At 69.9% G+C, this 11,454-nt stretch carries 13 protein-coding genes; 7 read left to right on the top strand and 6 right to left on the bottom strand.

Translation table 11 applies throughout. The annotated features are described in order from the left end of the window. Positions 1-290 precede the first annotated feature (290 nt). From CS1GBM4_RS22570 to CS1GBM4_RS22560, 3 genes are all read left to right on the top strand, one after another. Positions 291-719 carry a nucleoside deaminase gene (locus tag CS1GBM4_RS22570; RefSeq protein ID WP_186421018.1) on the top strand — a complete coding sequence of 143 codons (429 nt, stop codon included), beginning with the start codon at positions 291-293 and terminating at the stop codon, positions 717-719. Beyond that, positions 716-1,222, top strand: a complete 507-nt coding sequence (locus tag CS1GBM4_RS22565) for an N-acetyltransferase (RefSeq protein ID WP_210201618.1) — start codon at positions 716-718, stop codon at positions 1,220-1,222. Before CS1GBM4_RS22570 ends, CS1GBM4_RS22565 begins: the two co-directional genes overlap by 4 nt. 367 nt (positions 1,223-1,589) lie before the next feature. Further along, positions 1,590-1,970 carry a DUF882 domain-containing protein gene (locus CS1GBM4_RS22560; protein WP_186421016.1) on the top strand — a complete coding sequence of 127 codons (381 nt, stop codon included), beginning with the start codon at positions 1,590-1,592 and terminating at the stop codon, positions 1,968-1,970. 145 nt (positions 1,971-2,115) lie between these two features. Here CS1GBM4_RS22560 and CS1GBM4_RS22555 read toward each other — a convergent pair whose 3' ends face one another. Then, positions 2,116-2,856 carry a sulfite exporter TauE/SafE family protein gene (locus CS1GBM4_RS22555; protein ID WP_186421015.1) on the bottom strand — a complete coding sequence of 247 codons (741 nt, stop codon included), beginning with the start codon at positions 2,854-2,856 and terminating at the stop codon, positions 2,116-2,118. Positions 2,857-3,007: 151 nt separating this feature from the next. Here CS1GBM4_RS22555 and CS1GBM4_RS22550 point away from each other — a divergent pair, with 151 nt between their 5' ends. Continuing rightward, positions 3,008-3,778, top strand: a complete 771-nt coding sequence (locus CS1GBM4_RS22550) for a helix-turn-helix transcriptional regulator (protein ID WP_186421014.1) — start codon at positions 3,008-3,010, stop codon at positions 3,776-3,778. Positions 3,779-3,864: 86 nt separating this feature from the next. On the opposite strand, the gene CS1GBM4_RS22545 is transcribed toward CS1GBM4_RS22550, so the two are convergent. The 3 genes from CS1GBM4_RS22545 to purD form a co-directional block, all read right to left on the bottom strand. Next, positions 3,865-4,734 carry a patatin-like phospholipase family protein gene (locus CS1GBM4_RS22545; protein ID WP_186421013.1) on the bottom strand — a complete coding sequence of 290 codons (870 nt, stop codon included), beginning with the start codon at positions 4,732-4,734 and terminating at the stop codon, positions 3,865-3,867. 160 nt (positions 4,735-4,894) lie between these two features. After that, positions 4,895-5,809 (bottom strand): alpha/beta hydrolase, encoded by a 915-nt coding sequence (locus tag CS1GBM4_RS22540; protein ID WP_186421012.1) that lies wholly within the window; start codon positions 5,807-5,809, stop codon positions 4,895-4,897. Between the two features lie 60 nt (positions 5,810-5,869). Further along, positions 5,870-7,150 (bottom strand): phosphoribosylamine--glycine ligase, encoded by a 1,281-nt coding sequence (gene purD / locus CS1GBM4_RS22535; RefSeq protein ID WP_186421011.1) that lies wholly within the window; start codon positions 7,148-7,150, stop codon positions 5,870-5,872. A 91-nt stretch (positions 7,151-7,241) separates the two neighbouring features. Here purD and xseA point away from each other — a divergent pair, with 91 nt between their 5' ends. Then, a complete protein-coding gene (gene xseA, locus CS1GBM4_RS22530) occupies positions 7,242-8,765 on the top strand; it encodes an exodeoxyribonuclease VII large subunit (RefSeq protein ID WP_186421010.1) in 1,524 nt (507 codons plus the stop codon). A gap of 112 nt (positions 8,766-8,877) precedes the next feature. Further along, entirely contained in the window at positions 8,878-9,654 is a 777-nt protein-coding gene (locus tag CS1GBM4_RS22525; protein WP_186421009.1) for an SGNH/GDSL hydrolase family protein, read from the top strand. Between the two features lie 29 nt (positions 9,655-9,683). On the opposite strand, the gene CS1GBM4_RS22520 is transcribed toward CS1GBM4_RS22525, so the two are convergent. Next, positions 9,684-10,529, bottom strand: a complete 846-nt coding sequence (locus tag CS1GBM4_RS22520) for a dienelactone hydrolase family protein (protein WP_186421008.1) — start codon at positions 10,527-10,529, stop codon at positions 9,684-9,686. Between the two features lie 118 nt (positions 10,530-10,647). Between CS1GBM4_RS22520 and CS1GBM4_RS22515 the strand changes: the two genes are divergently transcribed. Next, a complete protein-coding gene (locus tag CS1GBM4_RS22515; protein WP_186421007.1) occupies positions 10,648-10,869 on the top strand; it encodes a DUF2093 domain-containing protein in 222 nt (73 codons plus the stop codon). A gap of 24 nt (positions 10,870-10,893) precedes the next feature. Here the strand turns inward: CS1GBM4_RS22515 and CS1GBM4_RS22510 are convergent. Beyond that, positions 10,894-11,454, bottom strand: a 561-nt coding sequence (locus CS1GBM4_RS22510; RefSeq protein WP_186421006.1) for a tetraacyldisaccharide 4'-kinase, incomplete at its 5' end; no start/stop codon positions are given.

The raw sequence follows: 11,454 nt of genomic DNA, 5'->3' as shown, positions 1-11,454 counted from the left end.
GACCTGCCCGGCCAGCGGGACCACCGCGGCCCGGGCCGCCATCGCGCCCGCCGCCGCGTCCGCCGGCTCCGCCGCCCTTGCGCGGGCCGCGGCTTTTCTGGTTGTTGTCGTCGCTCATGCTTGCTCCTGAAGCCGGATCATCGCGGACCGGGTTGCGAAGCGATCCGGGACGGCAGCGGCTCTTGAATCTGGTATTAGCCGGCGCTTGTAGCAGGCGCTTTCGTGCGCTGCGAGCGGCAAAGATGGGTTTCATGGGATCGATCGACGCAAAGCAGGCCGAGAATGCGCCGATGGCGCTGGCGCTGGCCGAGGCGCGCGCCGCGGCGGGGCGCGGCGAGGTGCCGGTCGGGGCGGCGATCGTCCGGGGCCGGCAGGTGCTGGCCAGCGCCGGCAACCGCACGCTCGAGCTGAAGGACCCGACCGCGCATGCCGAGACGCTGGCGATCCGGCAGGCCTGCGAGGCGATCCAATCCGAGCGGCTGATCGATTGCGACCTCTATGTCACCCTCGAGCCCTGCCCGATGTGCGCCGCGGCGATCTCCTTCGCCCGGATCAGGCGGCTCTATTTCGCCGCCTCCGACCCGAAGGGCGGCGCGGTCGAGAACGGCGTCCGCCTCTATCGCAGCCCGACATGCCATCACGCGCCGGAGGTCTATGGCGGCCTGAGCGAGCGCGAGGCGGCGGAGTTGCTGCGCGACTTCTTCCGGGAGCGGCGTTGACGGCGGAGGCTGTCCGAGCGGCGAGCCCGGTCGATGCCGAGGCCATCGCGGCGCTCGTCCGCGCCGCCTTCGGTGGCGAGGACGAGGTCGGCATCGTCGAGCGCCTGCGCCGCGACGATCTGGTCGCGGTCGAGCTCGTCGCCGAGCGGGATGGCGCGATCAGTGGTCATATCCTGCTGAGCTGGCTGCCGACGATGCTGGACGGCCGTGCCGTGAGAGCCCTGGCTCTGGCGCCGATGGCGGTACGGCCGGAATTCCAGAAGCAGGGAACCGGCGGCCGGCTGGTCGCGGCGGCGCTTCGTGAGGCGAGGGCAGCCGGCGCCGAGGCTGTCATCGTGCTCGGCCATCCCGGCTACTATCCGCGCTTCGGCTTTTCGGCCGCGCTGGCACGGAAGCTCGCCTCGCCCTTCGCCGGAGCGGCCTTCATGGCGCTGGAGCTCGTGCCGCGAGCCCTGGCCGGAAGGCGCGGCTCGGTGAGCTATCCTGCGGCGTTCGGGCTGTAGCCCATCCATTTCGCTCAGCCGGGCTGCGAATGCTTCGAGGCCATAGGGTCGGCATTTGAGGCAGAAGCAACAACCGCCGCGAAAATTGAATTTATCGAAATCGATAAAGAAGATTCTTGGTGTAAAAGAATATTCTTCATCTAGTTCGATCGACCTAGCTCCGATGGGCTAGTGGAGTGCGGAGTGAATCCGGCGTGGTGTTGCTGTCGTCATTTGCCTTTTTTTGGCCTCTTATCGTTCGTAGGTCGTCGCTGCACTGCTCGGCCAGACCAAGGAATGGTGGCCTGAGCCTTCCATTCCCCAAGAAAGGTTCATCTCCATTATGCGTAAAGTTGCGTTGGCAGCGCTGTCCGCGGCCTGCTGGTCTGTGTCCCCCTCCTTCGCCGCCGATACCCATCTCGCGATGACCTCGTTCCAGCCGCAGGTGAAGGGGCTGAACTGTCTGAAGCCGGAAACACTCGGCATGATCAAGGAACTCACCGCCAAGATCGGCCCGATCCAGATCACCTCGACCTGCGGCGGCCGCCACGCCCGCAACTCCCAGCATTATCGCGGCAACGCCATCGACTTCCGCCCGCTCGCGACCTCGCCTCGCAAAGCCGCCGCTGCCGCGAAGGCGATCGAGAGCGTCGGCGGTGTCGGCTCCTATTCCAACGGTCTCGTCCATGTCGATGTCGGCGACCGCGAAATCGCGTGGTACGGCCACAAGCGCAGTCGCCGCCTGGCCTATGCCGGACGCGGCCGCTGATCGCTGCGGGGTGCGATCCGGGCCGAGCCGTCATTGCGAGCGCAGCGAAGCAATCCAGGGAGCCGTCGAGTTCCGCTGCTTCCGGATTGCTTCGTCGCTCTCCTCGCAATGGCGGGAAAGCGCGATCGCAATCCGACAGGCGCTTTCACAACCCCGCCCGCGCGACGAGGTAGCCGCCCAGCGCCAGCAGCCCGGCGAAGAAGCAGAGCTTGAAGGTCGTCGCCGAGATGCGCTGCCGGATCGCCTGGCCGAACCACATCCCGGCCAGCGCCGGCAGCAGCGCCAGCAATGAGGCGCCGGCGACGTTCAGATCGAGCGCCCCGGCGCCGACCAGGCCGAAGGACAGCGCGATCGTCGAGACGATGAAGGAGAGGCCGAGCGCCTGCACCAATTCGTCCTTGTCGAAGCCGAGCGCCTGCAGATAGGGCACGGCAGGCAGCACGAAGACGCCGGTCGCGGCGGTGGCGAGGCCGGTCGCGATGCCGACCAGCGGTCCGAGCCAGAGCTCGGCGGCCGCGGGCACGCGCAGCTTCGCCGCCTTCAGCCCGACCAGCGCATAGAGCACCAGTGCGATGCCGAGCCAGAGCGTCGCCGAGCCGTCCTTCGCCTTCTCCAGCAGGCCCGCCCCGGCCCAGGTGCCGATGCAGGTTCCGGCCAGCATCGGCCAGAGCCGGGCGATGATCGCCCTGAGCTTCGGGCCGGTCAGTTGCCAGCTGTTGGTGACGAGATTGGGGATGACGAGCAGGGCCGCGGCCTGTGCCGGGGCCATCACCACGCCGAGCACGCCGACGGCGATCGTCGGCAGTCCGAGCCCGATCACGCCCTTGACGAAGCCGGCCAGCACGAAAGTCGCGGCGATGAAGGTGAGAAGCGTCGTCTGGTCCATGATTCTGCCGGGGCGGTCGGTTGCGATGCCGCGTCTTGTGGCAGTCCTGACCCGTGCTGTCGTTCTTCGATACTACGGTCTTCGCCGTAGCATCGCTGCTTGCCTGCAAGCGCCGGCGCGCGATGATGCACCGATAGCAGGAGGCCGCCGTATGGCCGCGAACGGACCTTATCTCGCGGAGATCGCCCATCTGATGGGCGACCCGGCCCGCGCCAACATGCTGCATGCGCTGATGGACGGGCGCGCGCTCACGGCGAAGGAACTCGCCTTCCTTGCCGGCGTCGCGCCGCAGACCGCGAGCGGCCATCTCGCCAAGCTGATGCAGGGCGGCCTGCTCGGTGTCGCGGTGCAGGGCCGCCATCGCTATTACCGGCTGGCGGGGCCGGAGGTCGCCGCGGCGCTGGAGGGGCTGATGGTCCTTTCCGGCGGGCAGGCGAACGGGCGGCGCTTGCCGTCGCGCGTCGGTGCCGATCTCGCCCGCGCCCGCACCTGCTACGACCATTTCGCCGGCCGCCTCGGCATCGCGATCCACGATGCGCTGCTCGCCGGCGGGCATTTGACCGTCGCCGATGGCGGCTATGGCCTGACGCGCTCCGGCGTCGCGCTCTTCGCCGGGCTCGGGATCGATCCTGCTGCTGCGAGCAGGGGCCGGCGTGCCGCGCTGCGTCCCTGCCTCGACTGGAGCGAGCGCCGCCCGCATCTCGCCGGCGCACTCGCCGCGGCTCTGGCATGCCGCTGCTTCGAAGCCGGCTGGGTGACGCGGATCAGGGACAGCCGTGCCGTCATCCTGACCGAGGAGGGACGCGCGGCGCTGGAGGCCGGGCTGCCGGGCTTCCGCTGTGACGAGCCGGAGATGGCTGGTCATTCCGGGGCGCTGCCTAGCAGCGAGCCCGGACCCCATGACCTCGACCTCGCCGGATGAGTCGGGAGCGCTGAAGCTTCTTCGATGTCGTGTTCATGGGGTCCGGGCCCGGGCGGTTGGCCCGCCCCGGAATGACGGAGAGGATGCTAGGCCGCCTTCTCCAGCGCCTCCGACAGCTTCCGCTTGACCTCCTCCTTCGCCGGCTGGGCGGCATCGAGGATCGCCTGCCAGCGGAAGAAGTCGAGCCCACCGAAGCCTTCGCCGCCAGCCCGGATCAGGATGTCCGGCGGCTGGCGCTCGATCATGCGTTGCACCAGCGCCCGCGTCAGGATCTGCGAGACGCCGACCATCGCTTCCAGCGGTTCCGGCACGCGGCTGTCGCTGATCGTCGCCGGCGCGCTGGTGTCGACCGCGAGCACGAGGCGCCCCGGTCCAAGCAGACGGTCATAGGGCAGGGGATTGATGGCGCCGCCGTCGATCAGCACCCGCCCGCCGATCGTCACCGGCCGGACCAGGCCGGGGATCGCCAGAGAGGCGGCGACCGCAGGCGTCAGCGGGCCGCTGCCGATCACGACCTCGTCATGCAGGTGATAGTCGGTCGCGACGCAGAGGAAGGGGATGCCGAGCTCCTCGAACCGGTCCGGCACCGCCTGCGGCCAGAACAGATCGAGCAGGCGCTCGCCGTCGATCAGCACGGGATTGCCGAGGCCGCCGCGCCAGAGATCGGCGATCTTGCCGATGCGCGCTTCGAGCAGCTTCGCGATCACCCGGGCGCGGTCGCGGAAGCCCGCCTCGACATGGGCGCGCAAGTCGCGGCCGGACAGGCCGGCGGCATAGGCCGCGCCGACGATCGCGCCCATCGACGAGCCGGCGATCAGCGCCGGCTTCAGCCCGAGCTCGTCGAGCGCTTCGAGCACCGGGATGTGGCTGAGGCCGCGCGCGCCGCCCGAGCCGAGCACGAGGACGAGCTCGGGTCCCGAATGAGCTCCGTTCGTCGCGGGCAGGAGCGAGGTCATGGCGAAGGCGATCCGCTTCAAGGCTCGTCGAGGCGAACCCCATTCATACTCATCCCCGGCGGCCGAAGGGAGACTCGTGATCCGCGCCGGAACCTTTATTGGCGAGGCTCAGACATGAATCCCCGGATCTCCGCTTTGCTCCGTACGGGATGACAACCGTCTACGAAAGCGGTCTCGCCAGGAAAGGTTTCACGGCCGCGAGCGTGTCCTGCGGATTTTCCTCCGGCAGGAAATGTCCGCTCGCGATCGCCTGCCCCTCCGCCTGCGGCGCGAAGCTCTCGCGCCAGATCTCCAGCGGGCTCGCGCCCTTGGCCGGGATGCCGGCCTCGCCCCAGAGCACCAGCACCGGGCAGAGAATCCGTTTCCCTGCCGCCAGATCCGCCTTGTCGTGGTCCACGTCGGTCGTCGCGCCGGCGCGGTAATCCTCGCACGCGGCATGGATGCGCGCGGGATCGTCGAAGGACTCAGTATAGGCGGCCAGCGCCAGCGGATGGAAGGCCTCGATCTTCTTGGCCCGCGTCCAGCTCGCGATCGTGTGGTCGAGCCAGCCGGCGGGATCGGCTTGGATCAGCTTCTCCGGCACCGGCTCGGGCTGGGCCAGGAAGGTCCAGTGATAGACCTGCATGGCGCGCGCCGCGTTCATGCCCTCCCACATCGACACGGTCGGCAGGATGTCGAGCAGGACGAGCCGCTCGACCCGGCCGGGATGGTCGAGCGCGAGGCGATAGGCGACGCGGGCGCCGCGGTCATGCCCGATCACGGCGAAGCGGGCGAAGCCGAGCGCGCTCATCAGCGCGACGATGTCCTCGCCCATGCCGCGCTTGCTGTAGAGCGCCTTGCCGCCATCGCCATGGGGCGCCGCCGACCAGCCATAGCCGCGCAGATCGGGGCAGATGACAGTGTGCGTCTTCGCCAGTTCGCCGGCCATTTCGTGCCATTCGGCATGGGTCTGCGGGAAGCCGTGGATCAGCACCACGGGCGGCCCCTCGCCGCCGATGCGGGCGAAGATCTTGCCAGCGGGCCCGTCGACCCAGCGCGCCTCGAAGCCGGGGAAGAGGCTGTCGATATTGGTCATGATGTGGCTCTCCGCTGTTTTCGCGTCGGCCACACTATCTAGGCAGGCTGCCTGATCCTGTCAGCCTTCACGCTCGCGCTTGACCGCCTGCCAGCCGATGTCGCGGCGGCAGAAGCCGCCCGGCCAGTCGATCAGGTCGACCGCGGCATAGGCCTTGGCCTGCGCCTCGCTGACGCTCCTGCCGAGCGCCACGACATTGAGCACCCGCCCGCCATCGGCGACGATCTCCTCGCCCTTCGCCCGCGTCCCGGCATGGAAGACCAGCACGTCCTTTTCGGTGGCGGCCTTGTCGATGCCCCTGATCACGCTGCCCTTTTCGGGCGTGCCGGGATAGCCCTTCGCCGCCATCACCACCGTCAGCGCGGCGTCGGCCGACCAGCGCAGGTCGACCGCGTTCAGCACGCCGTCACGCGCTGCCAGTAGCGCCGGCACGATGTCGCTCTTCAGGCGCGGCATCAGCACCTCGCATTCGGGATCGCCGAAGCGGACATTGTATTCGATCAGCTTCGGGCCCTCGGCGGTGATCATCAGCCCGGCGAAGAGCACGCCCTTGAATGGGGTGCCGCGCTGCGCCATCCCGGCGAGCGTCGGCCCCACGATCTCGGTCATGACGCGCTCTTCCATCGCCTTGGTCATGACCGGGGCCGGCGAATAGGCGCCCATGCCGCCGGTGTTCGGGCCGGTGTCGCCGTCGAAGGCGCGCTTGTGGTCCTGGGCCGAGGCGAGGGGCAGGGCGTGCGTGCCGTCGCAGAGCGCGAAGAAGCTCGCCTCCTCGCCGATCATCCACTCCTCGATCACGACCTCGGCGCCGGCGGCCCCGAGCCCGCCGGAGAACATCATCGCCAGGGCCTCATTGGCCTGCTCGATAGTCTCGGCCATGACCACGCCCTTGCCGGCGGCGAGCCCGTCGGCCTTGATCACCAGCGGCGCGCCGGTCTTCGCGACATAGGCTCTCGCGGCGACTTCGTCGGTGAAGCGGGCGAAACCGGCAGTCGGGATACCGAACTCGGCGCAAAGTTCCTTGGTGAACGCCTTCGAGCCTTCGAGCTGCGCCGCGGCCCTGGACGGGCCGAAGGTCTTGATACCCGCGGCTTCGAGGTCATCGGTGATGCCGTCGACCAGCGGGCCTTCCGGGCCGACCACGACGAGGCCGACGCTCATCAGCCTGCAGAAATCGGCGACGGCGCGGTGGTCGGCGATGTCGAGTACGACGTTTTCGCCGCATTGCGCCGTGCCGGGATTGCCGGGCGCGATGAAAAGCTTGTCGCAGAGCGGCGAGGCCGAGATCGCCCAGGCCAAGGCATGCTCGCGTCCGCCGGACCCGATCAGAAGAATGTTCATCGCACCGCCTCCATGGTCATGAGGCGAATAGCTGCCGCGAGCTGACGGGGCAACGCTTCTGCTCGGGCCGTCCCGTCGCTAAATACGGAGCATGGACAGCGAATCGCCTCAACCCGCCGGCAATGCTCCCGAATGGTCGGTCTCCGACCTCTCCGGCGCGCTCAAGCGCACGCTCGAGGACGCCTTCGGCTTCGTGCGCGTGCGCGGCGAAATCTCGGGCTATCGCGGCCCCGTCGCCTCCGGCCATGTCTATTTCTCGCTGAAGGACACCAACGCCAAGATCGATGCGGTGATCTGGAAGGGCGTTTTCGGCCGCTTGAAGACGAGGCCCCAAGAGGGGCTGGAGGTGATCGCGACCGGAAAGATCACCACTTTCGCCGGCAAGTCGAGCTACCAGATCATCATCGATTCGCTGGAGCCTGCCGGCATCGGCGCGCTGATGGCGCTGCTGGAGGAGCGCAGGAAGAAGCTCGCGGCCGAGGGCCTGTTCGATGCCGGCCGCAAGCAGCTCATCCCCTTCCTGCCGCGCGTCGTCGGCGTCGTCACCTCGCCGACCGGCGCCGTGATCCGCGACATCCTGCACCGGTTGGAGGAACGCTTCCCGCGCCATGTCCTGGTCTGGCCGGTGCGCGTCCAGGGTGACAGCAGCGCGGCCGAGGTCGCCAATGCGATCGCGGGCTTCAATGCCTTGCCCGAAGGCGGCCGCATCCCGCGCCCCGACGTGATCATCGTCGCGCGCGGCGGCGGCTCGCTCGAGGATCTGATGAGCTTCAACGAGGAGGTGGTGGTCCGCGCCGCCGCCGCCTCGCAGATTCCGCTCGTCGCCGCCGTCGGCCACGAGACCGACGTGACGCTGATCGACCACGCTGCCGATCTGCGCTGCCCGACGCCGACCGGCGCCGCCGAGAAGGTGGTGCCGGTGCGCGCCGAACTGCTGGTGCAGATCGGCGATCTGTCGCGCCGGCTCTCCGGCGCCAGCCTGCGCCTGTCCGAGCGACGCCGGAGCGATCTGCGTGCGCTCGCGCGCGCCCTGCCGACGCCGGAGACGCTGCTGGCGGCGCCGCGCCAGCGGCTCGACCTCGCCGCCGCCAGGCTCGGCCCGGCGCTGGCGCGTAACGCCCGCGCCTATGAACAGCGTCTGGCCCAGCTCGACCGCCGCCTGCATGCACAGTCGCCGGCCGCGCGGCTGGCGACTCATGTGGCGCGGCTCGACGGGTTCGGCAAGCGGCTCGCAGCGGCGCGCGGCGCGATTCTGCGCACCGAACGCGACCGTATCGCCCGCGCCGGTGATCGACTCGATGCCGTCGCCGCGCGCGCCGTCGCCGCCTTCACACGCCAGATCCAGCGCCGCCGCGACCGGCTCGACGGTGTCTGGGCGCTCGCAGCCTCGCTGGGGCCGCAGGCGGTGCTGGCGCGCGGCTATGCGCTGGTGCGCGACGAGGACGGCAATCTGCTGCGCAGCGCCGCGGCGGCACGGCCGGGACTGGTCGTCCAGGTCACGCTCGCCGATGGCAGCTTCGGCGCCGTCGTGCCCGGCGGGATCTCGCCGCTGCAGGCGCCGCGGCAATCCGGGCGCCGGCCGACCGGAGGCAGCGGCCAGGGCGATCTGTTCTGAATGGCGGAAACCTGCGCTTCACCATGGCCCCGGATCCTGCCGGGCCGTTCAGACAGCGTTCAGCCAGCGCCGGCTAATCCGCTCACCAGTAGCGGTTGGGGGATGATCCTTGATGCTCGCCGGCTTCCGGACAGGCTTCGCCTGTGCCCTCGCCATGCTTGCGCTTCCGGTTCTGCAGTCCCGGCCGGCGCAGGCCTCGGAGTTCCTCTGCAGGCCGTCGCCGCTGATGCGCGACTCCGCCGGCCTCGATCTCGCTTCGGCCTGGAACAGGAGCGGCGCGCCGCTCCGCATCCTCGCGATCGGCTCCTCGTCGACGGAAGGCGTCGGCGCCAGCGCCAAGGACAGGACCTACCCCGCCCGCCTCGGCGCTCTGTTGCGTGAGGGTCTGCCCGGTCGCGCCGTCGACATCGTCAACGCCGGCATCGGCGGCGAGACCGCGCCGCAGACGCTTCGGCGGCTCAAGACCATGCTGCGGCCGGGCGCCTATGATCTGGTGATCTGGCAGGTCGGCACGAACGACGCGGTGACCGGCGGCGATCTCGGCGCCTTCCGGAGCCTCGTGGCCGATGGCATTGCCGCCGCCAAGCTGGCCGGGACGCGCATTGCCGTCCTCGACCCGCAATTCTACCCCGGCATCAAGGAGGCGGCGCGCTACCGCGCCTACGTCGACGCCATCGCCGACGCCGCCAGGGCGCAGGCCGTCCCGGTGCTGTCGCGCTATCAGGCGATGCTGGGCTGGTATCAGCGCGATGCCGTCGGCTTTATGGCCGCGCTCGCGGGCGACCGCTTCCATATGAGCGATGCCGGCTATGCCTGCCTGGCGCAGGACATCGCCCGCTCGCTGCTCGGCGGCAGACAGGCGCCGACGGTCACGGCTTCGGCGCAGTGAGCGAGGCGGGCGGTACGCCCGGCACCGGCTCACTTGCCCATCAGGAATTCCTTGACCCGCCGGATGGCGTCCTCGCGCGCCGCCGGGTCGGTCCCCACGGTCACCTTGCCCGTTCCCGACGGCGTGAAGGCGATGCCCTCCTTCTCGCGCCGATCCAGGCGCGGATGGTCGAAATCGTGCACGGCGCCGGGATAGAGCACCAGCTGGACGGCCTCGCCGCGGGCGCGGGCGGCCTTGGCGAGGAAGTCGCAGGGCGCCGGCGGCGTCCAGTCGTCCGCGTCCCCCATCAGGATGAGGGTCGGCAGGCGCGCTTCGAAGCTGCGGGATTCCGATTGCGTCCGGCAGCCCGGATAGAAGGCGACGGCGCGGCTGAAATCCGGCCGGCGGTCGGCCGGCCGGCGGTCGGTCCGGATCGCCGCGAGGATCGTCGAGCCGCCGCCCGACCAGCCGAGGAGCGAGATCGCGTCCCGCTGCACATCGGGGCGCTCCTGCAGCCAGCGGCGCGCGGCCATGGCATCCCCGACCCGCTCGCGGCTGGCGCGGATCGTCACCTCCTTGACGCCGCATTGCGAGCCGAGCCCGCGCGAGCCGTAGCTGTCCGGCATCAGCACGATGAAGCCGGCCGCGACCAGCCGTTCTCCCCAATCGCTGTGCCGTGTCGAAAGCCTGTCGGCGTCGCGCCAAAGCCCGCCGCAGCCATGCATCGCGACGATGGCGGGGAACGGCCCGGGACCGTCCGGGCGATACATCACCCCGTCGAGCTGGTAATCGTCATGCGGGATGCGGACGCGCTCATAGCCACCCGCGATCGCGGCGCCCGCGAGCAGGGATGCAAGGCCGATCGCCAAGGCTGCGGCACGGGCCAGGCTGGACATCATCGCAACTGACGCTATCAAGAAAGACCATGATGGAACAATGCGTTGATTCAGAAATGGTTGCATCCTGTTGCAACCCTTGCGCTAGCTTTCCGCCGCTCGATCGCCCGGCTCAGTGATGAACATCAACGAACGCCTGCCTCCCTCCGGATCGGAAGCCTTGGTCGACTATGGCCATGGCGAGTTCCGGGTCGTGCGCCCCGGCGCCTTCGTCCGCTGCGCCGTGACGGGCGCCGCGATCCGGCTGGAGGATCTGCGCTACTGGTCGGTCGAATGGCAGGAGGCCTATGCCTCGCCCGAGGCCGTCCTGTTGCGCGTGCGTCGCGCCGGCCGCGCCTGAGCGGCTGCGGTCCCGGATGGAATGCTACCTCCCGGCTCGCGGCGCGGGCCGGGGGGAGCGGGCTTCGGCGAGGCATTCGCGCAGCAGAGCGACCAGCGCGTCCTCATCCGCGAAGGCGAGTGCGACAGGCACGCACAGCAGCAGGGAATGCTCGCTGGCCGGCCAGAGCGGCGCGAGCTTGACCATGTCCTTCTCGGTGACGGCGACGCGGCAGGCTTTCGCCTTCGCCTCGGCGATCAGCCAGGCGACATCCTCGGCGGTATAGGCGTGGTGGTCGCCATAGGCGCGTTCGCCGGCGAGGCGCGCGCCGGCGGCGCGCAGCGTCGCTGCGAACTTCTCCGGCCGGCCGATGCCGGAGACGGCCAGCACCGGCGAGCCGGCGAGCCCGGCCGCGATCTCGGCCGGCGGCGTCAGCCTGGCCCGCAGCACCGGCTTGCCGGCGGCGGCGGCCCGTTCGGCGACCAGATCGCCCGCCGCACCCTCGCCGATCACGACGAGCGCGTCGATCTCTCCGATCTGATCGGCGAGCGGTGCCCGCAGCGGCCCGGCGGGCAGGCACAGGCCGTTGCCGACGCCGACGGCGCC

It is taken from the genome of Allobosea sp. CS1GBMeth4 (assembly GCF_900185715.1).
Lineage (GTDB): Bacteria > Pseudomonadota > Alphaproteobacteria > Rhizobiales > Beijerinckiaceae > Allobosea.
This window is presented reverse-complemented; position numbering and strand designations above follow the sequence as displayed.

Bases quoted from the DNA above. Each gene is read 5' to 3' on its own strand.
- CS1GBM4_RS22570 (WP_186421018.1), top strand. From the start codon at position 291: ATGGCGCTGGCGCTGGCCGAGGCGCGCGCCGCGGCGGGGCGCGGCGAG.
- CS1GBM4_RS22555 (WP_186421015.1), bottom strand. From the start codon at position 2,856: ATGGACCAGACGACGCTTCTCACCTTCATCGCCGCGACTTTCGTGCTG.
- CS1GBM4_RS22550 (WP_186421014.1), top strand. From the start codon at position 3,008: ATGGCCGCGAACGGACCTTATCTCGCGGAGATCGCCCATCTGATGGGC.
- CS1GBM4_RS22545 (WP_186421013.1), bottom strand. From the start codon at position 4,734: ATGACCTCGCTCCTGCCCGCGACGAACGGAGCTCATTCGGGACCCGAG.
- CS1GBM4_RS22540 (WP_186421012.1), bottom strand. From the start codon at position 5,809: ATGACCAATATCGACAGCCTCTTCCCCGGCTTCGAGGCGCGCTGGGTC.
- purD (WP_186421011.1), bottom strand. From the start codon at position 7,150: ATGAACATTCTTCTGATCGGGTCCGGCGGACGCGAGCATGCCTTGGCC.
- xseA (WP_186421010.1), top strand. From the start codon at position 7,242: ATGGACAGCGAATCGCCTCAACCCGCCGGCAATGCTCCCGAATGGTCG.
- CS1GBM4_RS22525 (WP_186421009.1), top strand. From the start codon at position 8,878: ATGCTCGCCGGCTTCCGGACAGGCTTCGCCTGTGCCCTCGCCATGCTT.
- CS1GBM4_RS22520 (WP_186421008.1), bottom strand. From the start codon at position 10,529: ATGTCCAGCCTGGCCCGTGCCGCAGCCTTGGCGATCGGCCTTGCATCC.
- CS1GBM4_RS22515 (WP_186421007.1), top strand. From the start codon at position 10,648: ATGAACATCAACGAACGCCTGCCTCCCTCCGGATCGGAAGCCTTGGTC.